General features: G+C 67.8%; 27 protein-coding genes and 2 pseudogenes. 18 read left to right on the top strand and 11 right to left on the bottom strand.

Annotated elements, in window-relative coordinates; translation table 11 throughout:
• Positions 1-27 precede the first annotated feature (27 nt).
• Both B8W69_RS14640 and fdxA read right to left on the bottom strand, forming a co-directional pair.
• Positions 28-654 (bottom strand): helix-turn-helix transcriptional regulator, encoded by a 627-nt coding sequence (locus tag B8W69_RS14640; protein WP_245843253.1) that lies wholly within the window; start codon positions 652-654, stop codon positions 28-30.
• A gap of 96 nt (positions 655-750) precedes the next feature.
• Positions 751-1,107, bottom strand: coding sequence for a ferredoxin (gene fdxA, locus B8W69_RS14635; protein ID WP_085290497.1), 357 nt, complete (start codon positions 1,105-1,107; stop codon positions 751-753).
• 56 nt (positions 1,108-1,163) lie between these two features.
• Between fdxA and B8W69_RS14630 the strand changes: the two genes are divergently transcribed.
• From B8W69_RS14630 to B8W69_RS32245, 6 genes and pseudogenes are all read left to right on the top strand, one after another.
• Entirely contained in the window at positions 1,164-1,391 is a 228-nt protein-coding gene (locus B8W69_RS14630) for a DUF2249 domain-containing protein (RefSeq protein ID WP_085290496.1), read from the top strand.
• A complete protein-coding gene (locus B8W69_RS14625) occupies positions 1,391-2,230 on the top strand; it encodes a class I SAM-dependent methyltransferase (protein WP_085290495.1) in 840 nt (279 codons plus the stop codon). The genes B8W69_RS14630 and B8W69_RS14625 overlap by 1 nt, the downstream gene beginning before the upstream one ends.
• Before the next feature lie 165 nt (positions 2,231-2,395).
• Positions 2,396-2,626 carry a hypothetical protein gene (locus B8W69_RS14620; protein ID WP_181447408.1) on the top strand — a complete coding sequence of 77 codons (231 nt, stop codon included), beginning with the start codon at positions 2,396-2,398 and terminating at the stop codon, positions 2,624-2,626.
• A gap of 148 nt (positions 2,627-2,774) precedes the next feature.
• Complete coding sequence (locus B8W69_RS14615) at positions 2,775-3,038, top strand: Rv2628 protein family (protein ID WP_065026745.1); 264 nt, start codon at positions 2,775-2,777, stop codon at positions 3,036-3,038.
• Positions 3,039-3,118: 80 nt separating this feature from the next.
• A pseudogene (locus B8W69_RS14610) lies at positions 3,119-3,448 on the top strand (TetR/AcrR family transcriptional regulator); the annotation flags it as partial.
• Positions 3,402-3,503, top strand: coding sequence for a hypothetical protein (locus tag B8W69_RS32245; protein ID WP_439330616.1), 102 nt, complete (start codon positions 3,402-3,404; stop codon positions 3,501-3,503). The pseudogene B8W69_RS14610 and the gene B8W69_RS32245, both read left to right, overlap by 47 nt.
• On the opposite strand, the gene B8W69_RS14605 is transcribed toward B8W69_RS32245, so the two are convergent.
• Genes B8W69_RS14605 through pcaH form a run of 3 tightly spaced genes read right to left on the bottom strand, consistent with a single transcriptional unit; the run spans position 3,494 to position 6,103 of the window.
• A complete protein-coding gene (locus tag B8W69_RS14605; protein WP_085290493.1) occupies positions 3,494-4,720 on the bottom strand; it encodes a lyase family protein in 1,227 nt (408 codons plus the stop codon). The genes B8W69_RS32245 and B8W69_RS14605 overlap by 10 nt on opposite strands.
• Positions 4,717-5,340 (bottom strand): protocatechuate 3,4-dioxygenase subunit alpha, encoded by a 624-nt coding sequence (gene pcaG / locus B8W69_RS14600; protein ID WP_085290492.1) that lies wholly within the window; start codon positions 5,338-5,340, stop codon positions 4,717-4,719. The genes B8W69_RS14605 and pcaG overlap by 4 nt, the downstream gene beginning before the upstream one ends.
• Complete coding sequence (pcaH, locus tag B8W69_RS14595) at positions 5,333-6,103, bottom strand: protocatechuate 3,4-dioxygenase subunit beta (protein WP_085290491.1); 771 nt, start codon at positions 6,101-6,103, stop codon at positions 5,333-5,335. The genes pcaG and pcaH overlap by 8 nt, the downstream gene beginning before the upstream one ends.
• A 324-nt stretch (positions 6,104-6,427) precedes the next feature.
• Between pcaH and B8W69_RS14590 the strand changes: the two genes are divergently transcribed.
• The 5 genes from B8W69_RS14590 to phtC are packed head-to-tail and all read left to right on the top strand — an operon-like array spanning position 6,428 to position 10,098.
• Complete coding sequence (locus B8W69_RS14590; protein ID WP_085290490.1) at positions 6,428-7,774, top strand: Rieske 2Fe-2S domain-containing protein; 1,347 nt, start codon at positions 6,428-6,430, stop codon at positions 7,772-7,774.
• A complete protein-coding gene (locus B8W69_RS14585; RefSeq protein ID WP_085290489.1) occupies positions 7,771-8,319 on the top strand; it encodes a 3-phenylpropionate/cinnamic acid dioxygenase subunit beta in 549 nt (182 codons plus the stop codon). The genes B8W69_RS14590 and B8W69_RS14585 overlap by 4 nt, the downstream gene beginning before the upstream one ends.
• A complete protein-coding gene (locus tag B8W69_RS14580) occupies positions 8,316-8,582 on the top strand; it encodes a dihydrodiol dehydrogenase (protein WP_085290488.1) in 267 nt (88 codons plus the stop codon). Before B8W69_RS14585 ends, B8W69_RS14580 begins: the two co-directional genes overlap by 4 nt.
• Positions 8,579-9,373, top strand: coding sequence for a 3-(cis-5,6-dihydroxycyclohexa-1,3-dien-1-yl)propanoate dehydrogenase (gene hcaB / locus B8W69_RS14575; protein ID WP_085290487.1), 795 nt, complete (start codon positions 8,579-8,581; stop codon positions 9,371-9,373). Before B8W69_RS14580 ends, hcaB begins: the two co-directional genes overlap by 4 nt.
• Positions 9,370-10,098: a 3,4-dihydroxyphthalate decarboxylase gene (gene phtC, locus B8W69_RS14570; protein ID WP_085290486.1), complete on the top strand. Its 729-nt coding sequence runs from the start codon at positions 9,370-9,372 to the stop codon at positions 10,096-10,098. The genes hcaB and phtC overlap by 4 nt, the downstream gene beginning before the upstream one ends.
• On the opposite strand, the gene B8W69_RS14565 is transcribed toward phtC, so the two are convergent.
• Both B8W69_RS14565 and B8W69_RS14560 read right to left on the bottom strand, forming a co-directional pair.
• A complete protein-coding gene (locus B8W69_RS14565) occupies positions 10,086-10,874 on the bottom strand; it encodes an IclR family transcriptional regulator (protein ID WP_085290485.1) in 789 nt (262 codons plus the stop codon). The genes phtC and B8W69_RS14565 overlap by 13 nt on opposite strands.
• Before the next feature lie 40 nt (positions 10,875-10,914).
• Positions 10,915-12,000, bottom strand: a complete 1,086-nt coding sequence (locus B8W69_RS14560) for a permease (RefSeq protein ID WP_085290484.1) — start codon at positions 11,998-12,000, stop codon at positions 10,915-10,917.
• Positions 12,001-12,121: 121 nt separating this feature from the next.
• Between B8W69_RS14560 and B8W69_RS14555 the strand changes: the two genes are divergently transcribed.
• Both B8W69_RS14555 and B8W69_RS14550 read left to right on the top strand, forming a co-directional pair.
• A complete protein-coding gene (locus B8W69_RS14555) occupies positions 12,122-12,931 on the top strand; it encodes an SGNH/GDSL hydrolase family protein (RefSeq protein WP_085290483.1) in 810 nt (269 codons plus the stop codon).
• Positions 12,932-12,967: 36 nt separating this feature from the next.
• Positions 12,968-13,633, top strand: coding sequence for a DedA family protein (locus B8W69_RS14550; protein WP_085290482.1), 666 nt, complete (start codon positions 12,968-12,970; stop codon positions 13,631-13,633).
• Here the strand turns inward: B8W69_RS14550 and B8W69_RS14545 are convergent, their stop codons facing one another.
• Complete coding sequence (locus B8W69_RS14545; protein WP_085290481.1) at positions 13,634-14,254, bottom strand: TetR/AcrR family transcriptional regulator; 621 nt, start codon at positions 14,252-14,254, stop codon at positions 13,634-13,636.
• A gap of 151 nt (positions 14,255-14,405) precedes the next feature.
• On the opposite strand from B8W69_RS14545, the gene B8W69_RS14540 reads away from it, so the two are divergent.
• Together B8W69_RS14540 and B8W69_RS14535 are read left to right on the top strand one after the other, a co-directional pair.
• Positions 14,406-14,843: an anti-sigma factor antagonist gene (locus B8W69_RS14540; protein ID WP_085290480.1), complete on the top strand. Its 438-nt coding sequence runs from the start codon at positions 14,406-14,408 to the stop codon at positions 14,841-14,843.
• 22 nt (positions 14,844-14,865) lie between these two features.
• Positions 14,866-15,951: a glutamate--cysteine ligase gene (locus B8W69_RS14535; RefSeq protein WP_085290479.1), complete on the top strand. Its 1,086-nt coding sequence runs from the start codon at positions 14,866-14,868 to the stop codon at positions 15,949-15,951.
• Positions 15,952-15,996: 45 nt separating this feature from the next.
• On the opposite strand, the gene B8W69_RS14530 is transcribed toward B8W69_RS14535, so the two are convergent.
• From B8W69_RS14530 to B8W69_RS14520, 3 genes are all read right to left on the bottom strand, one after another.
• Positions 15,997-16,767, bottom strand: a complete 771-nt coding sequence (locus B8W69_RS14530) for a sulfite exporter TauE/SafE family protein (RefSeq protein WP_110881939.1) — start codon at positions 16,765-16,767, stop codon at positions 15,997-15,999.
• An 81-nt stretch (positions 16,768-16,848) separates the two neighbouring features.
• On the bottom strand, positions 16,849-17,790 hold the full coding sequence (locus B8W69_RS14525) for a catalase family peroxidase (RefSeq protein ID WP_085290477.1): 942 nt from the start codon (positions 17,788-17,790) through the stop codon (positions 16,849-16,851).
• An 18-nt stretch (positions 17,791-17,808) separates the two neighbouring features.
• Positions 17,809-18,600, bottom strand: a complete 792-nt coding sequence (locus B8W69_RS14520) for an SDR family NAD(P)-dependent oxidoreductase (protein WP_085290476.1) — start codon at positions 18,598-18,600, stop codon at positions 17,809-17,811.
• A 240-nt stretch (positions 18,601-18,840) separates the two neighbouring features.
• Here B8W69_RS14520 and B8W69_RS30635 point away from each other — a divergent pair, with 240 nt between their 5' ends.
• From B8W69_RS30635 to B8W69_RS14510, 3 genes and pseudogenes are all read left to right on the top strand, one after another.
• Entirely contained in the window at positions 18,841-18,996 is a 156-nt protein-coding gene (locus B8W69_RS30635) for a hypothetical protein (protein WP_165762611.1), read from the top strand.
• Positions 18,945-19,244 (top strand): annotated as a pseudogene (locus B8W69_RS14515) (hypothetical protein); the annotation flags it as partial. The gene B8W69_RS30635 and the pseudogene B8W69_RS14515, both read left to right, overlap by 52 nt.
• A 93-nt stretch (positions 19,245-19,337) precedes the next feature.
• Positions 19,338-20,897 (top strand): long-chain-fatty-acid--CoA ligase, encoded by a 1,560-nt coding sequence (locus tag B8W69_RS14510; RefSeq protein WP_085290538.1) that lies wholly within the window; start codon positions 19,338-19,340, stop codon positions 20,895-20,897.
• Positions 20,898-20,965: the final 68 nt, after the last annotated feature.

Genomic DNA, 20,965 nt, shown 5'->3' with positions numbered 1-20,965 from the left:
GCGCGACGGCAATCGCTGCGCCGGTTCTCATTTGGCCGCCCCCTGCAGCGTCAGGTGAGCCAGACACAGATCCGGCTCGACGAACGGGTCGAGCCGGTCTACCGAGACGGGCGCTCCCCAGGTCTCCATGGCTCCCTGCATGAGGCCCAGGTGCACCGAGCAGACGATGCTCGACCGGTTTTCGGCCAATTCCAGGAATGGGCAGTGCCGCAAGCCGACCTGCTGCTGGCCGTCGCTCACCCGGCGCTCGGGCGCGAAACCGAGTTCGTCGAGCACGTCGATCAGGTGGGCGATGGCCTCTTCGGCGCCGTCGGCGTCGTCGGGCAGCGGGTGCAACTCGGCATCCACCTTCTGCCCCCAGGCGCGGCCCGCGGCCAGGGCCTTGGGCCCGGGATCGCGCTCGGTGGCGAAGGCCGTGGCCAGAATCTCGGCCAGCAGCCGATAGTGCCGCGTTCCGCCGCGATCCATCTGCCGGACCGCGCGAAACATCAACGGCGGACGCCCCGGCCCCTTCCGATCGAGTTCGACGTGTTCCACCTGCCCGTCAGCGACCAGGCCGTCGAGGTGGAAGCGGACGGTGTTGGGGTGCACACTCAGCACCTCGGCGATTCCGGCGATGCTCATCGGATCCGGCGAGGCCCGCAGCAGCCGCATCACGGCGCGCCGCCGCCCGGCCGATTCCCCGGTTGACGAGCCCTGCGGCTTCTGGGAATTGTCGGATTTCACAGGGCCCCTCCCACTTCTAGTCCTTCACGCCCCGTCCGAACGGGCGGCACTGGGCTGGCCCGCCACCAGAGGTGTGTCGACGCCGAGCGGCCCGACCTTGGCGGCCCCACCCGGCGACCCCAGAGGGGCGTCGCTACCCGGCAGCGTTTCAGCGAAGAACGCCTCATTGTCGGCCAGGTAGGGTTTGAGGTCCTCAGGCAGATCATCTTCGTAGTAAATCGCTTCCACCGGACATACCGGTTCACATGCGCCGCAATCGACGCATTCGTCGGGATGGATGTAGAGCGCCCGACCGCCTTCGTAAATGCAATCCACGGGGCATTCGTCGACACAAGCGCGGTCCATCACATCGATGCACGGCTTCCCGATCACGTAGGTCATGCGCTAGAGTTTACACAACAATACTTGTAAAAAGTAGAGCAAATGTCGGAGAACCCATGGCCGCCAACGGACTTGACGTACGCCAGCTGCGCGAGCCGGACAAGCACCCGACCATCTTCACGACCTACGCCGCGCTGCAGGTCGGCGAATCGTTCGTTCTGGTCAACAACCACTACCCCAAGCACCTGCACGACGAATTCGAGGCCGACTATCCGGGCCACCAGCTCTGTCATCTCGAGCTGGCCCTGGAGCCACTGGAAAGCTCTGCGCGGCAGGAGATCTGATGCCGGGACAACGAGCAGGTTCCGAACTTCCGCTACCGTCCTCGAGCCGCGCCGACGACGCGGTCGCCGGCCATTGGCTGCTGGCACGGCTCGGCAAGCGCGTGCTGCGCCCCGGCGGTGTCGAGCTGACCCGCACCCTGCTGTCGCACGCGAAGCTGAGCGGCGCCGACGTCGTCGAGCTGGCACCCGGCCTGGGCCGCACCGCCACGGAGATCGTGCACCAGGGGCCGCGGTCGTACGTCGGCGCCGAGGGCGACCCGGACGCGGCCAACCTGGTGCGCGGCGTGCTCAGCGATCTGGGTGCGCAAAACGCGGCCGTCCGGGTCGCGGACGCGGCCGCCACCGGATTGCCGGACGCGAGCAGCGATGTCGTCATCGGAGAGGCGATGCTGAGCATGCAGGGCGACGCGGCCAAGGGGGCCATCGTCGCCGAGGCGGCGCGGGTGCTGCGGCCGGGCGGTCGCTACGCCATCCACGAACTCGCCCTCAGCCCGGACAACGTGCAGGAGGACATCAAGACCGACATCCGGCAGGCGCTCGCGCGGGCGATCAAGGTGAACGCGCGCCCGTTGACGGTCGCGGAGTGGTCGAAATTGCTCGCCGAGCACGGATTGGTGGTCGATCAGGTCGCGACCGCGCCCATGGCGCTGCTGCAGCCGCGCCGGCTGGTGTCCGACGAGGGGCTCTTCGGTGCGCTGCGGTTCACCAGGAACGTGCTCGTGCACCGCGATGCGCGCAAGCGGGTCCTGACCATGCGCCGCACGTTTCACAAACATCGCAAGCAGCTGGCCGCCGTCGCCATAATCGCCCACAAACCGGCGCCGGCGGACACCGCCTGACAATCGCTGCAGCGCTTCGACCTTCGCCTTTGCGACCAATGCCTACTTTGGGCCGGTTCCGCAATCTCTGCGTGATGGTTTAGTTACGTCGCCTGACAAAACTTGGCTGCGGCAGTTGCGGGAGAACAAAGGAGCTTGCCGGTTATGGGTGTTATCCCACCGTTGTTGACGGACTCCGACCTCGATGCGTTGGCGTCGGATTTTCTGCAGTCGCACTACCTCGGGTCCATCTACGCCGATTGGTCACCGGATCGACGGCTCGATATGTTCCTGCGGCGGCGCGGTCTCGCCCGGGTCGCCAACGACGGCGACCTGTCGCACGACGTCCTCGAACGCATCATGGCCCGGCCGCGCCACGCCGGCGCGGCACTGATCGGCCCGACATCTTCCAGGTAGGCGATCCGGTGACCAAAAACCTGAAAAAAACCGGATTTTGCACGGCGAAAATACCGACCACCGCATTGGTACAGACGTACTATTGTGACCTAGAGCGCGAAGCACCTCCGGGGCCGGACGAGGCGTTGACGCTAGCGGGGAGGGGACGATGAATTCACCGAAGTGGACAGTTCATTGGCCGCAGCGCAGGCCGACGGCCACGATCTACCAGTTGACCGACCGCCTCCACAAAGGACACGTCGCTCGCGTGCCCGCACACCAGATCACGGCAACGGTTGCGGCGTGGCTGGCCGACCTGGGAGCCGACAGCCCGTTGGTCGACGAACTCGAGCGCGCCGTCTGTGGCGGCGACTGGGCGGCCGCACACGCGCTCAGCGAGTGCCTGTCCATCGAGATCGCGGTGGCCGACTAGTCAAGTCGTCGTCCAGCAAATCGCCGTTCTTAATCGACATTATTGCTGGTTTTCATCGACAGTTTTGTCGACGTATATCGATGTGCCCAACAGTAACGGGCGTGTCCGACCTCCCGACACAAACGAAGTATCCGCAGGCCTCGAGGGGCCGACGGGCATCGCCCTACCCCAGTGACGACCGCGAGCAGGTGATACTCGCCACCGCCGAGCGGCTGCTGCGGGAAAAGCCGCCGGCCGACTTTTCCGTCGACGACCTAGCAAAGGGCGCCGGGATACCGCGGCCCACCTTCTACTTCTATTTCCGGTCGAAGAACGCGGTGCTGCTGTCGCTGCTGGACCACGCTCAACATGCTGAGCGAGCGGATGATGGCCGCGACGTTCACCGCCGAGGATCAGGCGATCCCCGAAGACCGGGTGATCGACACGCTGCTGCACATCTGGCTGGCCAGCATCTATCAGCGCTGACCGAGCACCCGCGCCGCACGGCCTAGGCTCTCGTCGATCAACCGGTCGGCGGCACCGAAGTACGTCGGCGACGGCTTCTTGCCCACCAGCTCGGCGATCGCCCGCTGCTCTCCGGAAACGTCTGCAGCATCGAGGTTTTCAGCCATACGCTGCGCGTGCACGGTCAACCCGGCGAGCAGCTCGCCGCTCTGGGATCCCGCGACGAGGGTGCGACGGGCCAGCGTGCGCAGCGTGTCCCATTCGGCGTGCCACGCCCCGTCTGGGCGCTCGTCGTTGGCCAGCGCCGCCGCCGTGTGCAGCGTCGCGGCCAACGGCGGCGCGGCGATGGCCGCACGGCGGATCAGAATGGACAGCACCGGGTTTCGCTTGTGCGGCATCGACGACGAGCCGCCGCGGTCGACGGCTGGCGGCTCGCCGAGCTCGGCGATCTCCGGACGGGCCAGGGTGACGACGTCGGAGGCGATGTGGCCCCAGGCGTCGGTGCAGCCGACGAAGGCGTCGGCGGCCGCGGTGATGGGCGCACGGGCGGTGTGCCACGCGGGCCTGTCCTGCAGACCCAATGTGGTTGCAGCGCTTCGCATCAGCTGCAGTGAGATGCCGGCCGGGTCATCCGCGCCGGTGAGCAATGCGGCGAGTTCCGTCGTTGCTGCCAACGTGCCTGCGGCGCCGCCGGTTTGCATCGGCGTGGTCAGCGCGGTCATTCGCTCGAACGCGTCGACGATCCCGGCCAGCCAGCCCGCGGCCTTGACACCGAAGGTGGTGGGCGCCGCGTGCTGGGTGAGGGTGCGGGCCAGCATCGGCGTACCCCGGTGCCCGGTAGTGAGCTCGGTCAGTGTGGAAATCTGCTGTCTCAGCTGGGTTGTCAGGTCGTCGGCGACTCCGCGCACGGCCAGCATCAGGCTCGTGTCCAGGATGTCCTGGCTGGTGAGGCCGCGGTGGATCCAGGGCGCGATGCCCGGTTCGGCCCGCTGCCGCAACAGCTTGACCAGGGGGATGACCGGGTTGCCGCCGTCCTCGGCGGCAACCGCGAGCGACTCATAGTCGGTGTGGGTGACCAGACCCCACAGGTCCGCTTCGGCGCACTCGGCGGGTGCGAGACCGGCGGCAGCCAGCGCGTCCAGCCACGCGCATTCCGCCGCGATCATCGATCCCAGCAGCGCCTCATCGGTCATGTGCTTCCCGGCGCGATGGTCTCCGGGCCACAAGAGGTTGCTCATCGCGCACCTTCGGAGTATGCGAGGAACACGGTCTCGGCCGCGCCCTGCAGGTGGATGTCGAAACGATAAGCGGTGCCGTTGTTTTCGGCGACACAGAACAATGTGGACCGGCGCGCGGCGGCGACGGCCGCCAGCAGTGGATCGGCGTGCGGCTCGGCGCCGGGCAGATAGGCGCGGGTGAACAGCCGGTTCAGCAGCCCCCGGGCGAACACGGTGAGCGCGAAGAACGGCGGACGGCCGGTGGTCGCAGATCCGGGCGCCAGGGTGGTGAAGGAGTAGCTGCCGTCGGCGTCGGTCGCGCAGCGCCCCCAACCGGTGAACGGCGTCGCCTTATGGTGCCGCCCCGCTGCGCCCGGCGCTTGCGCCGCGCTTGCGATCGACACCGTGTGGTCGCGGCACAGCGAACCGGCTTGCCGCGGAACGCGTCCCGCACCGTCGGGTTGCCACAGCTCCACCAGTGCGTCCGGAACGGGGGCGCCGGCCCCGTCGTACACCGCCCCGTGCAGCCGGATGGCCTGCGGATGGCCGCCGTCGACCAGCAGGTTGTCACCGGGATACGGCAACCCCAGGTCGAGGAAGGGGCCGACGGTTTGCCCTGGCGTGCAGGCTGATTCAGTCATGCTCGGCCTCGGTCGGGGTTCGTGTGCCACCTGCCAACACGATGTCCCACCGGTAGCCGGTCGCGTACTCCGGCTCGGTGACGTCGTGGTCGTAGTGGGCGATCAGCCGTTGCCGCGCGGCGGGATCGAGGATCGACTGGAAGATCGGGTCCAGCTCGAACATCGGGTCACCCGGGAAGTACATCTGGGTGACCAGGCGCTGGGCGAAAGCCGTTCCGAATACCGAGAAATGGATGTGCGCCGGGCGCCACGCATTGTGGTGGTTGCGCCACGGGTAGGGGCCAGGCTTGACGGTCAGGAAGCGGTAGGTGCCGTCCGGCCCGGTCAGACAGCGGCCCGCGCCGGTGAAGTTCGGGTCCAGCGGCGCGGGGTGCTGGTCGCGCTGGTGGCGGTAACGCCCGCCGGCGTTGGCTTGCCAGATCTCCACCAGCTGGCCCGCCACCGGCCGGCCGGATCCGTCGAGGACGCGCCCGGTCACCACGACGCGCTCCCCGATCGGCTCGCCCGGATGACCGGCCGTCAGGTCGGCGTCGAGCGGATCGACGTCCTGGTGGCCGAAACACGGCGCCCAGCGTTCGACGCCCTCGGGATCGACGACGACCAGCGGTTGCTTCGGATGGCGCAGGATCGTGCTGCGGTACGGCGGATAGTCGAGCCGCGGCTGCTCCACGCGCCCGACTCCCCCGCCGCCCTGGTATTGCGCTGCGATGCGGGCGATCTCCGCCGTGATGTCACCCTGAGAAGCCACACACTCGGGGTTCATGTGCCGTGAGGCTACTCTCGGTGGCCCACCGAATCCCGCACAAAGCCGGCGGTGTCGTCGGGTCAGAGAGAGCGCACCAGCGCCGCTCGCCCCTTGGTGCGCATCTTGTAGGTGGCCGAGCCGCACACATGCGGCGAACGGCTGTCGTGACCCACCGTAACCGCGGGCTTCCGCCTTTCAATTGCGTGCAACCTGCGAATTAACACCAAGCATTCTTGTAGGAACCTGGTGGTGCGGCTGCCAGGTGATTGACCGGCGCCAAAGATTGCGAGATTCTACTTAGCGGAGAGTAGTTCTGTAAGACAGAGAAATCGCAGAGGGGCCATGCCAGACCAGCGCGGCGAATTGGCCGAGGTATTCGAGAATGTACGCCGGGGCATGATCCCCGCCCACATCTACAACGACCGGGAACTGTTCGCGCTGGAGAAGCAGCGGCTGTTCAGCCGGGCGTGGACGTTCGTGGGACACGAGTCCGAGATCGGCCAGGACGGCGACTACGTGGTGCGCCGCGTGCTCGACGATTCGTTCATCATCACCCGCGATTCGCAGGGCACCGTGCGGGCTCTGTTCAATATGTGCCTGCATCGGGGAATGCAGGTCTGCCGCGCGGAGATGGGCAACGCCTCCAACTTCCGCTGCCCCTATCACGGCTGGACCTACCGCAACGACGGCCGGCTCACCGGATTGCCGTTTCACCGGGAGGCCTACGGCGGCGACGAGGGATTCGCCAAGGACCAAACCCTTTTGCCCGCACCGAATTTCGCGAGCTATAACGGCCTGCTGTTCATCAGCCTGGATCCGAAAGCCGAACCGCTGGAAGAGTTCCTGGGCGACTTCAAGTTCTATCTGGACTACTACACCAAACAAAGCGCCGGCGGTGTCCAGGTGCGGGGGCCGCAACGCTGGCGGATCAAGGCGAACTGGAAGATCGGCGCGGAGAACTTCGCCGGCGACATGTACCACACCCCGCACACCCATGCGTCGATCGTCGACATCGGGCTGTTCCGCGAGCCGAAAGCCCAGAAACGCAAGGACGGTGCCACCTATTGGGCGCATCGCGGCGGTGGGACCACCTACAAACTTCCGCCCGGCGGTTTCGAGGAGCGGATGCGCTACGTCGGCTACCCCGACGACATGATCGGCCGGATCAAAGACGTGTGGACGCCCCAACAGCAACGGGTGGTCGGCGAGGACGGGTTCATGATCTCGGCCGCGACGTGCTTTCCGAACCTCAGCTTGGTGCACAACTGGCCCAAGGTGCACGACGGCGAAGACCAGGTGCTGCCGTTCATCTCGATCCGGTTGTGGCAGCCGATCAGCGAGAACGAGACCGAGGTGTGCTCCTGGTTCGCAGTGGACTCCGCCGCCCCCGCGCAGTACAAACAAGACTCGTACAAGGCCTATCTGATGTGCTTCGGGTCGACCGGCATGTTCGAACAAGACGACGTGGAGAACTGGGTATCGCTGACCACCACCGCGGCCGGTTCCATGGCGCGACGGCTGCTGCTGAACAGCCGGATGGGCCTGCTCGCCGACGACCGTCCGGTCATCGAGGCGTTGTCCCCCAGCGCTTTCCACGGCCCCGGACGCGCGCAGGTCGGCTACAACGAGCACAACCAGCGGGCGCTGCTGAACATGTGGGCCGACTACCTGCAAGGGGTGCCCGCATGAGGAAGCCGTTGCGGTGCCTGCCTTTTAGCGACACTCGTCACCTCCAGGCGCATCAGTTCCTGGTGGACGAGGCGTACCTGCTCGACGCCCAGCAGTATGAGGCGTGGCTGGACACGCTGACCGACGACGTGCGTTACACCATGCCGGTGCGCGTCACGACCGCGCGCGGCGCCGGGTTCGACACGTCGCCGGAAAGGGGGCCCGGCATGGACCATTTCGACGAGGACAAGTACTCGTTGAGCCAGCGGGTCGCGCGGATGGGCACCGAGCACGTGTGGGCCGAGGACCCGCCGTCGCGGCTGCGGCATTTCATCACCAACGTGCGCACCTTTGAGCCCGACGACCCAGAAGACACAGTCCACCTGGTGGTCGAATCGGCCGAACTGCTGTTCCGCAGCAGGGGCGACGTCAACGACAGCGCCCTGATGTCGTGCGGGCGCCAGGACGTGTTGCGCCGCTGCGATGATCGCTGGAAGCTGGCCCGCCGCACGATCATCGCCGACGAGTCGGTGCTACGGATGCAGAACCTGGCGGTGTTCCTGTGAACGATGAACTGCAGCGGCTGCTCGACGGCTCAGTCGGCGAAGCGATCAGCGTCGCAAACGAATTCACCGAGGTCGTGGTGCGCCGGGTCGACACGCGCAACGGATCGCGCTTGCTGATCAGCGCGCCCAGGTCCGGGCAGTGGATCACCCTGGACGCGCTCGAGGTCGAGGCATTGACATGGCAGAACCCCCGTACGCTGGCCGCCATGGTCGGCAATTCCCATGCGCCACTGCTGCCCGACGAGAGCGAAGCTCAGCCGTGACCGGCTGGCTGGAGGGTAAGCGCGCCCTCATCGTGGGCGCCGGTTCGGGAATCGGCCGGGCCGTGGTGGCGGCTTTTGGTGCCGAGGGAGCGAATATCGCTGTGCTGGAACGTGATCCGCGCAAGTGCGACGCGTTGCGCCAGCAGTTGCCGCAGGTGCCGGTGGTCGAGGGTGACGCCACCACCCACGAGTCCAACGACCGCGCCGTCGCCGCGGCGGTGGACGCCTTCGGCGGGCTGGACACCCTGGTCAACTGTGTCGGCGTCTTCGACTTCTACCACGGGGTGGGCGACATCGAGGCCGACGCTCTCCCCGATGCGTTTGACGAGATGTTTCGCACCAACGTGCTGAGCCATCTGCAGTCGGCGAAGGCCGCGCTCCCGGCGCTGCGACGCGCGCGGGGCTCCTCGATCGTGCTGACGGAGTCCGCGTCATCGTTCTATCCCGGGCGCGGCGGCGTGCTCTACGTGTCGTCGAAATTCGCGGTGCGCGGACTGGTCTCGGCGTTGGCGCACGAACTGGCGCCGGACATCCGGGTCAACGGCGTGGCACCCGGCGGCACCCTCAACACCGACCTGCGCGGCCTGTCCAGCCTGGGGCTCGACGAGACGCGCCTGGACGACAGCCCGGACCGCGCCCGGGACGTCGCCGCGCGTACCCCCCTGCACGTCGCGCTCACCGGCGAGGACCACGCGTGGAGTTACGTGTTCCTGGCGTCCGAGCGGTCCCGCGGGATCACCGGCGAAACCGTCCGTCCCGACGGCGGATTCGGGTTGGGCGCACCGCGATGACGGACCTGGATCAGCAGCGCGCCCTGGTGGCGCAGGGTTGCCGCGTCGCTGCGGCGCGCGGACTGGTCGACGGCATCCTCGGCCACCTGAGCCTGCGGGTCGACGACGAGCGCCTGCTGGTGCGCTGCCGAAGCGAGGCCGACAGAGGCGTGGCCTTCACCCGGGCCGACGACATCCGGCTGATCAGATTCGACGGCACCGCCGGTGCCCCGGGCGAACTCGACGGGTATCGCGTTCCCAACGAACTGCCGATCCATGTCGAGACCATGCTGGCAGACCCGGGGCAGGTCGCCGTCGCGCACCTGCATCCCCCGGACGTGGTCGCCGCCGATCTGGCGGGCATCACGATCCGGCCGATCTACGGCGCCCATGACATTCCCGGCGCCTGGCTGGCGCGCGGCGGTGTGCCCGTCTACGAACGCGCGGTGCTGATCCGGAATTCGCGGCTGGGCAAGGAAATGGTGGCGGCGATGCGCGGGCGGCCGGTGGTGGTCTGCCGCGGGCACGGAATCACCAGCGCCGCCGGCACCGTGCAGCAGGCGGTACTGCAGGCGATCAGCCTCGACGCCCTGGCCCGGATGTCGTTGCGGGTGCGCGCGGCCGGCGGCACCCTGCGTGACATTGACGACGCGGACTGGGAGGACCTGCCGGACCTGGGGCCCGCGTTCACCGCCGAGGCAGCCTGGCGCAACGAGGTGGCACGCCTTGCAGATCAGCCGAGCTGATCGCCAATCTCTTTGGCGGCGGCCATAAGTGCGGCGGCCACTGCGGGATACCGGGAGGCCGCAAGCCGGTTTTGCGGCGCGGCGGCGTTGAGCGCGAGCCGCAGCCCTGGCGCACGGGTCGGGATCGGCACGGCGACCGACGCGACGCCTTCCTCACTCTCTTCCCGGTTGGTGGCGTAGCCGCGCTCGCGGATGCCGGCGAGCTCGGCTTCCAACTCGGTACGGCTGCCGATCGAATGCGAGGTGATGCGCTTCAGCTGCTCGCGCGGCAGCAGCGCGCGCAGCTCCGGTTGCGGCAACTGGGCCAGCATGACCTTGCCCGTCGAGGTGCAGTGGGCCGGCATGGCACGGCCCAGCCGCGACGCCACCCGCACCGCCGCCGGCCCCTCCACGGCGGCGACAAAGCGGACGCTGGCGCCGTCGAGCATGCCGACGTGCACCGTTTCGCGCAGTTGTTCGCTGAGGCTGCGCATGACGGGCGCGGCGGATCGCGCGATGTCGATGCGGCCGAAGATCGCGAACGCGACACCGGTCAACGAGGGACCGGGCAGATAGGCCTTGGACACCGGATCCTGGCGGACGAACCCGCGATAAGCCAGCATCGCCAGCAAGCGATGCGCGGTCGACGACGCCACGCCCAGATAGCGGGTCGCCTCGCTCAACCGGATCTGGGGCCGTTCACCCAACAGCAGCAACAGCTTGAGCGCGTTGTCGACCGACTCGATCGGATACTGCGGCGCAAGCGAATCGGCGACGGGCTCGCGCTTCTTCTGCATGACATGACGGTACTCGCGGCGCCGCAGAAATTTGCCTCAGTCAGAGCAGGCTCAGCATGATCGCGCCCAGTAATCCCGCGGCCATCACGACGCCAGTGCTGGCCGCGATGGCCTTCCAGCCGAAGCTGCGGGCGACCATCGCCGCACCCGGGATGCTGACGGCGGGAAGGGTGATCAAGAACGCACCGAGCATTCCCGACGAGGCCCCGAGCAACGCCAGGCTCTGTAGCACCGGGATTTCGCCGGCCGTCGGAATGACGAGGAGAGTGCCGACGATCGCGGCGAGTACGACCATGACGAGGCCCTGCAGCAAGCCATGGTGCACCGGCTGAGCGAGTGTGAGCAGCCAGCCGCGACACGCGCCGACCAGAAGCACCAGGATTGCGTACTCCGGCAACAAGAACACGCACAGGCCCAGCAGCGCTCGCCCGAACCGGCGCCCCGCCGGCTCGCGCGCACCTGGCGATTCGATCGCCGCGGTCACCGGAGGCGGGCTGCCGTCGGCGCGAGTAACCAGCGCCACCGACGCCGCGACCGCAAGCACCGTGGCGACACCGACAACCACTCTGGTCAGCGCCCACTGCCAGGGAGCGACGAAGGACAGGAAGACGATCACCGCCGGATTCAGCAGCGGATTGCCCAGCCAGTACGCGACGGCCGCGGGCGAAGTGACGCCGTTGCGGCGCAACGTCACGGCCACCGGCGCGGCGCAGCACGTGCACATCATCGACGGCATGCCGGCGGCCCCGCCGGCAAGCGCGCTCGAGATCGGATGGCAGCGGTTCAAGGCTCGCGGCAGCCATGAGCGCGGCAACAACGCTTGCACCGACGCGCTGATCAGCAATGCCACCAACAGGGCCGGCCATATCGATGACCAGTACGCGTGGAAGAACGTCGCGGCGGCATGCCACGAAGGGCTGTCGCCGGCGTGTACCGAACCCACTGTCAAGATGTTGCGGCCGGACCAATGATGGGTGCGCCCGGCGCTCACGGCCTTGCTCACATAGGGCATCCACTTGGCCCAGAGCAGTCCGGTCACGAACACCGCCGATGCGACCAAAACGCCTAATGCGACATCCGCACGTTGCAACGTCCCAATTGCCTTGACCGGCAATGGCTTCGCCATGATCCATGACGCTAGACCAAAGCCGGCCCGAAGCGCGCCCTGGGTGGTCCGCAGCCACGGCAGGACGATGCTGCGTTTTCACAAGGTCCGGATTCGGAGGATAGCTATTATTCTCGGCATCGTGAGCGGGGCTATTCACGCTGGATACCGCCGTTACGTGGCCATTGGTGACAGCCAGACCGAGGGCCTGTGGGACGGCGACGACACCGTCGGCCTGCTCGGATTCGCCGATCGGTTGGCGATGATGGTCGATTCGCTGTATCCCGGCCTGCAATACGCCAATCTCGCGATCCGCGGAAAACGGATCAGCCACGTGCTCACCGAGCAGCTTCCGCAGGCGCTGGCGATGCGGCCGGACCTGATCACCGTCTGCGCTGGCATGAACGACGTCATTCAGCCCGGGCGATCCTTCGCGCCCGCCCTGGCCGACCTCGAGCACATCTACGCCGCGCTGGCCGACTCGGGCGCGACGGTGGTGACGACGACCTTCCCGAATGTCGCCCAGTTCCTGCCGCTGGGCCGGCTGGTGGCGGGGCGGCTGGCCCGGATCAACGGGGCCATCAGCGCGGCGGCTCACCGCTACGGGTTTCGGCTCGTCGACCTGTACAACGCGCCGTCGATGCGCGAGTTGGACACCTGGGCCATCGATCGGGTGCACGCGTCCACCAAGGGCCACATGCTGTTCGCCGCCGCGGCCGCCGAGGCACTCAATTTGCCTGACAGCAGCCATGATTGGGCGTGCGGCGGTCTGAATCCCATGCAACGTTCCTTCGCGGCGGGCACGTTCGAGCAGTTGCGCTGGACGCAGGAGAGCTTCTTCCCGTGGATCTGGCGGCGGCTGCGCGGCCTGTCATCGTACGACGGGCGCGAACCCAAACGCCCGCGGCTGGAGGGGCTGGACACCCCGAGCGAGTTCAAGCGCACACCTTGAGGCACGGATCCGCGGCCGGTCAGGCATCCTGGACGCATGAATCTGGAGCCCTTGCTGCACTCGATTCCGCCGCTCGCGGTCTACCTGGTGGTCGGCGGCGTGGTGGGGATCGAGAGCCTGGGCATCCCCCTGCCTGGTGAGATCGTGCTGGTCACGGCGGCGCTGATGTCGTCGCACCATGACCTGGCCGTCAATCCGGTCGGGGTCGGCGTCGCCGCGGTGCTCGGCGCGGTGAGCGGCGATTCGATCGGCTACGCGATCGGCCGCCGGTTCGGCATGCCGCTTTTCGACCGGCTGGGCCGACGGTTCCCGAAGCATTTCGGGCCCGGGCATATCGCGCTCGCCGAAAAGTTGTTCAACCGCTGGGGCGTTCGCGCCGTCTTTCTGGGCCGCTTCATCGCGCTGCTACGAATCTTGGCCGGCCCGCTGGCGGGGGCGCTGAAGATGCACTACCCGCGGTTCCTGGCAGCCAACGTCTCGGGCGCCATCTGCTGGGCGGGCGGCACGACCGCGTTGGTGTACTTCGCCGGCATGGCCGCCGAACGCTGGCTGGAACGGTTCTCCTGGATCGGCTTGGTGATCGCCGTCGTGGGCGGGCTGACCGCTGCAATCCTGTTGCGGGAACGCACATCCCGGATGATTGCGGAATTGGAGGCCGAGCATTACCGCAAGACCGGCGCAGGCGCGTCCGACACCGTCTGACTAGACGGCCTCGCCGGTGTCCGCGGCTGACGGCGGCCGGTGTTCATCGATCAGAAAGCGGGCCATTTTTCTTGCGCGCAGCGCGGCGTCCAGGTCCCCGACGGCGGCCAGAACGATCGCGCCCTTCATCAGAATGTGCCAGGACGAGGCGAATTCCTCGACATCGGTCAAGCCGGCCGCAACGGCGCGGCGCCGCACGATGTCGCGGACGTGGTCGATGTGGGTGATGCAGGCCTGACCGGCCGGGTGATCGGGTCCCACCTCGAACAGAACATTGATGAACGAGCAACCCTCGTAGCGGTCGCTGAGCCGGAACCAGTCGTGCATGACGTCGAAGATCGCCAGCAACTGTTCCTCGGGGGTGTTGCCGCGCTGGCGCGACTGCTCCTCGATCAAGCCGCGGGTCCAGAGCTCCTCGCGGCGCACCAGCACGGCCACTACCAGGTCATTCTTCGTCGCGAAATGGCGGTACAGCGTCGCCCTGGCGACACCGGCCCGTGCGATCACTTCGTCGGTGCCCACCGCGCGGATACCACGCCGGCTGAACAGCTCGTACGCGGCAGTCAGTACGCGTTCGCGAGGCGACGCGGTGGGTGCTCCGACATCCGGGTTGTCATACAGGACTTAACGTACTCTTAGGCCCCCGCCGGTAGACAGACCGCCCTGTCTCGTTATAGAAAAGAGATTCACATCCGCGAACAGTCTGTCTTCAGACATTAGGACGGGCATCCATCGGGGCGCCTCGGGGCGTTTGTCGATCAGGGGGTCCACCATGAATTCCGCCATTGTTGAAGCGATGCCCACCAGTCATCTGACGTTGAGCACCAAACTCGTCTACGAGCTCGGCGACCCCAACTCCACGCTGCGGGCGACCGCGGATCGCAGCGGCCCGTCGGTGGTGATCTACGCCGGGGGCGAGATCGACGCCTGCAACGAGGACACCTGGCGCCACCTGGTGCGCGAGGCGGCCAGCGGCGTCACCGCGCCCGGCTTCTTCGTCGTCGACGTCACCGGGCTCGACTTCATGGGCTGCTGCGCCTTCGCGGTGCTGGCCGAAGAGGCCAAGGGCTGCCGCGACCGCGACATCGACCTGCGCCTGGTGAGCTGCGAGACGATCGTCGAGCGCATCGTCGACGCGTGTGGTCTTGGCAGCGTGTTGCCGATCTACCCCACCGTCGACTCCGCGCTGTCCGCGGCCGCCCGCTGGTAGATCCTCGGGCCGTAATCGGCTCATGGGGGACCATCCCACCGTTGGTGCCGAGGAAGAATTCCTTCTCGTCGATCCGCAGACCGGCGCGCCCGCCCCGCACAACGCCGCGGTGGCCGCGGAAGCCGAGCGGCACGGCGTCGAGCTGCAGCTCGAATTGAGCAGTTGCCAGGTGGAAACCACCTCGCAGGTGGCTTCGACCAGCGACGAGCTCGGCGCGGAGCTGAGCCGGCTGCGGCGCTCCGCGGCGCAGGCCGCCGAGGCCGCCGGCGCCCAGCTGCTGGCCTGCGGGCTTCCGCCGACCACACCGCACGAGTTTCCGGTCACCGACACCCCGCGCTACCGCAGGATCGGCGAAGAGTTCGGAATGATCGCCCACGAACAGGGCATCTGCGGATGCCACGTGCACGTGCAGGTGCCCGATCGCGCCGCGGCCATCCACGTCAGCAATTGGCTGCGGCCGTGGCTGCCGTCTTTGCTTGCACTGTCGGCGAATTCGCGCGTGTACCGCAACGCGGACAGCGGCTACGCGAGCTGGCGCAGCGTGCTGTGGCGGCGCTGGCCCGCCGCCGGGGCGCCGCCGTTCTTCGCCTCACCCGACGAGTACGACGACGCGGTGCGCCGATTGGTCGATGCCGGGGTGATCCTGGACAAGGACATGATCTATTGGGACGTACGCCCTTCCGCGGACTTCCCGACGGTCGAGGTCCGGGTGGCCGACGTGCCCGCCACCGTCGCCGAGACCGTACTGCTCGCCACCCTGATCCGGGCGGCGGTGGTGACCGCGCTAGACTCGCCCGATGACGCTGGGCGGCTACCGGCCGGTGCGCTGCGCGCGGCGTACTGGAAGGCCGCACACGACGGGCTATCCGGCCGCACAATGGATTTGATCCACGGCCGCGGCGCGGTGCCGGCGGGTGAACAATTAGGGGCGCTTGTGCAGCGGGTGCGCCCCGCGCTGGAGTCGCTGGGCGAATACGACCGGGTTCGCCACGAACTCGACCGTGTCATAACCGACGGCAACGGGGCGATGCGTCAGCTGCGGGCCTGGCGCAAGCGCGGCGAGGTGATGGATGTCATCACCGAAGCCGCCGCGGCCACGCTGAGTTGAGCCAAGACAGACGAGGTCAATCCCGTTGCCGTACCAGGTCTCTCGTCAGGCAACAGCGAGCAGGCGATACAGGCCGATCAAACCGACGACCACGATGATCGCGCGCAGCGCGTCGCCCGACAGCCGGCGCCCGTAACGCGCCCCGAGCAGCCCGCCGACCAGTGAGCCCGCCGCAATCAGACCCGCGGCCGGCCAGCTGATCCGGTCGAACGCCACTGACGTATAGGCAACGGCGGCAACCACATTCACCACCAGAGCCAACAGATTCTTGGCCGCGTTCATCCGCTGCACCGACTCCGGCAACAGCGCACCCATCAGGCCGACCAGCAGGATGCCTTGCGCCGCGGTGAAATAGCCGCCGTAGACGCCGACGGCGAAGGTGCCGACCACCAGCGCAACCATCCGGCGCGGGCTGACGTGCTCGGGTGAACGTCCCGCCTCCTCCGCGCGCCGAGCCGTCCACGCCTGGATTCGCGGCCCGATCACCACCAGCACCAGCGCCAGCACCAGCAGCACCGGCACGATCTCGGCGAACACCTTTTCGGGGAGATGCAACAACAGATACGCGCCCACCACCGCACCGGCCAGCGATGCCGGGAGCTGCCACCGCAGCCGATCCCACTGACCGCGCAGCTCGGCGCGATAGCCCCAGGTGCCCGAGACGCTGCCCGCGACCAGACCCGTCGCGTTCGACATGGTGGCCGTCACCGGCGGATAGCCGAGCGCCACCAGGGTCGGGAAGGTGATCAGGGTGCCGGACCCGACCAGCGCGTTGATCGCGCCGGCACCCAGCCCGGCCAGGCATATGAGGAACATCTGAAATGGCGACACCGAAGAAAAACCTTAGCCTGCCGCCGATTTCGGCGCGAGGCGACTGCCGCCTCCGGGACTCCCCGGTCAGGCGGGCGGAGCTTCGGCGCCGCGTTCCACGCCGGTTCGCAGCTTGACCGAGGCGGAATACGCCAGTGTCCGGAAGTGCAGGACCGGATCGTCGGAGGGCTCGATGCCATCGGTGACGCGCATCGGGTCGAACACCACGATGTCGCCCCCGTGCTCGCGTTGGGTGTCCAGGCCCGTGATCGCCAGCGTGCCGACGGTGACGATCTGCGTGCTCTGCCAGGCCGCCGACGGGTCCACCGTCGAATCGGTGGGTCCGGCGATCTGTACTCGGAAGTCGAACCGCACCGGCCCGTCGTCCAGCCGCTGCTTCAGCTCGTCGGTGAGGAAGTCCGGATCCTTGCCGCCGGCATCCGATCCCGACAGGTATTCCTCGGGCGCGGTCGGAACCAGGTGGTAGCGAACGAATCTGGCGCTGCCGTCGGCGGCGATCCACCGAAAGGCGTGCAGGCCGTGGTATTCGGTGGTGGCGTAGCTGGCCGGGACGCGGTTCGCTTCGCGCAGGATGGGCAGCGCGCCGAGCAGCCCCGGATGGAAGAGCAGGTGTTTGGCCAGGCGCAGCGGTGTGGTGAGGCCGGGCCGCAGCGCCTTGAGCAGATCGATGAAGCCGTCCGGCGTACTGGAGACGAACAGGCGGGCGGTCTGCGTCGAGACATCGGTGGTGGAGCCGTCGGGCAAGGTGAACTTCACCGCCATCCCCCGCACACCGGACGCGCCGTCGCGCTGCTCGGGGTTGCCCGATCCGTTGGAGAAGCGAATCAGCGCCGGAACGGTCGAGCCATCGAGATGCTGTGCGCGCGAGAGCATGAGCGCATCGGGGGTCGCCGTGAACGTGCCCCTGTACAGGGCGCCTTTGGCGTGCAATGCGCGACAACCGGGCTGTGCTCCCCCGGCACCCCGGATCGCCTCGATCGCCTGGTCAGGGGTAAGTCCACCGCTCATGGACGAATCTTAGTCAGATCACCTGGGAAAGCCGAAGAGTTCGACGACACCGTGATCGCGACCGGCGGTGTAGCCGCCGTCGACGGCGAGGGCCTGGCCGCTGACGAACGAGGCGTCGGGAGACAGCAGGAAGGCGGCCATGGCGGCGATCTCTTCGGGCTGCCCCAGCCGCTGCAGGGCGTGTTCCCTGGTGATGGAGGCCAGCGGGCCTTCCATCCCGGGGATGCTGAAGACGCTGTGCGCCATGGGCGTTTCGATGAAGCCGGGGCAGATGACGTTGGCCCGGACGCCGCTCGGCCCGTAGTCGAGCGCGATGTTCTTGGTGAGCAGCACAACGCCGCCTTTGGCCGCGTTGTACGAGCTGCCGCCCGCGGTGCCCTCGATGCCCTCGACGCTGGCGACCGTCACGATCGAGCCCCGTTCGCCCTCGGCCCGGGGTTGTTCGATCATTCTGGCCAGGGCCGCCTTGGCCACCAGGAAGGTGCCGGTGAGGTTGATGCCGATCACTCGGTCCCATTCGGCGCGGTCGAGCAGGTGCACCGGGCCTCCCCCGGCGACACCGGCGGCGTGGAAGAGACCGTCGAGGCGGCCCGGCACGGCGGCCAGCACCGCGGCGATCGCGGCTTCGTCGGTCACGTCGGCGGGTACGAAGGTGAACCGCGGGCCCAGGTCGTCGGGTGGGTCGGCCAGGTCGGCGCCGACCACGGTGCCGCCCTCGGCCAGGAGCCGGCGCGCGGTGGCCAACCCGATTCCCGACGCGGCGCCGGTCACGACGAAGGTGCGGGAACGGGCGCGCTCGGGGTTCACCATGTCGGATCCTTGTCTGAGTGGTCAGGCCGGTCGGCCCAGTCATGGTGACACACCGCCCCGCCGAACATCGGGATTGGCGTCAAATCTGTTCGCGCCGTGTGCTTTACAGACTCGTTTGAGGTTTTGATAGGTGGGCTGTATCGAGCTACAGCAAACTCGACTTGGACATTGCCGGCCGCCGCTGGAGGACGATAGGCCCACGGGCGAATTTCGCAGCGGCCGACGGCGTTAGGAACAACGATGTCAGTAACTCAGTTTGGGGCCGCCGTGATCGCCGTGGTCGTCCTGGCCTGCTCGGCCAACCGGGCCGAGCACGCCGCCGCGATCACGCTGGCGTCCGACGACTGCTGCAGGCCGACATCGACCAATTCAGCAGCGGCGCCCCGGCCATCTTGACCGATACGAACCGCCTGAACCCGCCCGACACCAAGCCGCTGCCCGGCGCCAACTTCCAGCAACAAGCCTTCGTCAACTACACCGCGACCGTGGTGAACCCGCAGGGCACGATTCCGGTGATCGGCACGTTCACCGAGCTGCTCAACACCTCGAACGGCCGATCGGCGTTCATCGACTTCCGACGGGACAGCAGCGCGACCACCCAGGCCGCCGGCGACGGCGGAATGATGATCGGCTCCATGGAGTGAGGCGCTAGCGACCTGCGCCGGCCAGGGTCGGCGTGGCGTGCGCGCGACCGACCGCGTATTAACAACGTGAACAAATCGAACGAAGAGGGGTCCATGCCGCCAGCCGACACGACGAACAGCACGGCGGAGACGCTCGCCGGCATCGTGGAACGACACGCACAGCAGCGGCCCGACGCGATCGCCATCCGCTTCGGCGAGCGCCAGTGGTCCTGGGCGGAGTGGAGCTCGCGGATTCGTCGCACGGCCGGGGCGCTGCGCGAGGCCGGCCTGGAGCGGGGCCAGTGCGTGGCCTTCCTGGACAAGAACCACCCCGCCTGCCTCGAAGTGCTCATCGCGGGCGCCTCCATCGGCGTGGTCACCACCGTGCTCAATTGGCGAGTGATCGGCGACGAACTCGTGCACGTCCTGGCCGACAGCGGCGCCCGCGTGCTGCTGGTCGGCACCGAGCTGCGCGCCGCGGCCGAGGCGGCCGCCGAGCGGGCGCCGGGCGTGCAACGCATCATCGAGATCGGCGACGAGTACGAATCGCTGCTCGCCGCGGCGGTGCCGACGCAGCCCGCCCCGAGCGTCGACGAGAACGAGACCGCGCTGGTGATCTACAGCTCCGGCACCACCGGCCGCCCCAAGGGCGTGCTGCTCAGCCAGCGGGCGCTGGTCAATCACGCGTCCAACCTGGCTCCGGCGTTTCCCTTCGCCGGTGCCGACGCGAATCTGGTCGCCATGCCCTTGTTTCATGTCGGCGGGATCGGCTACGCCTTGTTCGGAATCCGTTCCGGGGCAACGACATTCATAACGCGCGAACCTGACGCCGCGACGCTGATCGGGGCGGTGCGCGCGGGCGCCACCCACGCGTTCTTAGTCCCGCCGGTGATCGCCCGGTTCCTGGATGCGGATGAGGCGGCGACCGCCGCGATCGCCGGCTTGCGCTACATCGTCTACGGCGCCGCACCGATGCCGCTGCCCTTGCTGCACCGGGCGCTGTCCACGTGGCCCGACACGAAATTCGTGCAGGTGTACGGGCAGACGGAATTGTGCGGCGCGGTCACCGCGCTGTCCGACGACGATCACCGCGATGCCGCGCGGCCCGAACTGCAGCTGGCGGCCGGAAAGGCGGTGCTGGGCTGCGAGATTCGCGTCGTCGACCCCGAGACCGGAAACCCGTTGCCGCCCGGGGAATCCGGCGAGGTGTGGGTGCGCAGCAACCAGAACATGACCGGCTACCTCAACCGGCCGGACGCGACGGCCGAGACGATCACCGCCGGCGACTGGGTGCGCACCGGAGACATCGGGCGCCTGGACGCCGACGGCTACGTCTACATCGAAGACCGCATCAAGGACATGATCATCACCGGCGGCGAAAACGTGTACGGCCCCGAGGTGGAAAGCGTGCTCATCGAACATCCCGCCGTCGAGGACGCGGCGGTGATCGGGGTGCCCGACGATTTTTGGGGCGAATCCGTCAAGGCGATCGTGGTGACCGACGGCGAGGTCGACGCGAAAGACATCATCGAGTTCTGCCGACAGCACCTGGCCGGCTTCAAATGTCCGCGCACGGTCGACTTCGTGGCGGAACTCCCCCGCAACGCCAGCGGAAAGATCCTGAAAACTGAGCTGCGCGAACCATTTTGGCGCGACCGGGCGCGCGGCATATGAACACTCGCGTGGATGCGGCGCGGCGCGACGGTGCGATCAGCGTGCTGGGCGGCCTGACCGGGGTCGCC

This window comes from Mycolicibacterium vulneris, assembly GCF_002104765.1.
Classification (GTDB): domain Bacteria; phylum Actinomycetota; class Actinomycetes; order Mycobacteriales; family Mycobacteriaceae; genus Mycobacterium; species Mycobacterium vulneris.
Note: the sequence above shows the minus strand (reverse complement) of the source record. Positions and strands in the feature narration are given on the sequence as shown.

Bases quoted from the DNA above. Each gene is read 5' to 3' on its own strand.
- B8W69_RS14535 (WP_085290479.1), top strand. From the start codon at position 14,866: ATGGGGGACCATCCCACCGTTGGTGCCGAGGAAGAATTCCTTCTCGTC.
- B8W69_RS14540 (WP_085290480.1), top strand. From the start codon at position 14,406: ATGAATTCCGCCATTGTTGAAGCGATGCCCACCAGTCATCTGACGTTG.
- B8W69_RS14640 (WP_245843253.1), bottom strand. From the start codon at position 654: ATGCGGCTGCTGCGGGCCTCGCCGGATCCGATGAGCATCGCCGGAATC.
- B8W69_RS14565 (WP_085290485.1), bottom strand. From the start codon at position 10,874: ATGCAGAAGAAGCGCGAGCCCGTCGCCGATTCGCTTGCGCCGCAGTAT.
- fdxA (WP_085290497.1), bottom strand. From the start codon at position 1,107: ATGACCTACGTGATCGGGAAGCCGTGCATCGATGTGATGGACCGCGCT.
- B8W69_RS14520 (WP_085290476.1), bottom strand. From the start codon at position 18,600: ATGGTGAACCCCGAGCGCGCCCGTTCCCGCACCTTCGTCGTGACCGGC.
- pcaG (WP_085290492.1), bottom strand. From the start codon at position 5,340: ATGACTGAATCAGCCTGCACGCCAGGGCAAACCGTCGGCCCCTTCCTC.
- B8W69_RS14590 (WP_085290490.1), top strand. From the start codon at position 6,428: ATGCCAGACCAGCGCGGCGAATTGGCCGAGGTATTCGAGAATGTACGC.
- B8W69_RS14530 (WP_110881939.1), bottom strand. From the start codon at position 16,767: ATGTTCCTCATATGCCTGGCCGGGCTGGGTGCCGGCGCGATCAACGCG.
- B8W69_RS14630 (WP_085290496.1), top strand. From the start codon at position 1,164: ATGGCCGCCAACGGACTTGACGTACGCCAGCTGCGCGAGCCGGACAAG.
- phtC (WP_085290486.1), top strand. From the start codon at position 9,370: ATGACGGACCTGGATCAGCAGCGCGCCCTGGTGGCGCAGGGTTGCCGC.
- B8W69_RS14525 (WP_085290477.1), bottom strand. From the start codon at position 17,790: ATGAGCGGTGGACTTACCCCTGACCAGGCGATCGAGGCGATCCGGGGT.
- pcaH (WP_085290491.1), bottom strand. From the start codon at position 6,103: ATGAACCCCGAGTGTGTGGCTTCTCAGGGTGACATCACGGCGGAGATC.
- B8W69_RS14605 (WP_085290493.1), bottom strand. From the start codon at position 4,720: ATGAGCAACCTCTTGTGGCCCGGAGACCATCGCGCCGGGAAGCACATG.
- B8W69_RS14585 (WP_085290489.1), top strand. From the start codon at position 7,771: ATGAGGAAGCCGTTGCGGTGCCTGCCTTTTAGCGACACTCGTCACCTC.
- B8W69_RS32245 (WP_439330616.1), top strand. From the start codon at position 3,402: ATGATGGCCGCGACGTTCACCGCCGAGGATCAGGCGATCCCCGAAGAC.
- B8W69_RS30635 (WP_165762611.1), top strand. From the start codon at position 18,841: ATGTCAGTAACTCAGTTTGGGGCCGCCGTGATCGCCGTGGTCGTCCTG.
- B8W69_RS14615 (WP_065026745.1), top strand. From the start codon at position 2,775: ATGAATTCACCGAAGTGGACAGTTCATTGGCCGCAGCGCAGGCCGACG.
- B8W69_RS14625 (WP_085290495.1), top strand. From the start codon at position 1,391: ATGCCGGGACAACGAGCAGGTTCCGAACTTCCGCTACCGTCCTCGAGC.
- B8W69_RS14560 (WP_085290484.1), bottom strand. From the start codon at position 12,000: ATGGCGAAGCCATTGCCGGTCAAGGCAATTGGGACGTTGCAACGTGCG.
- B8W69_RS14510 (WP_085290538.1), top strand. From the start codon at position 19,338: ATGCCGCCAGCCGACACGACGAACAGCACGGCGGAGACGCTCGCCGGC.
- B8W69_RS14550 (WP_085290482.1), top strand. From the start codon at position 12,968: ATGAATCTGGAGCCCTTGCTGCACTCGATTCCGCCGCTCGCGGTCTAC.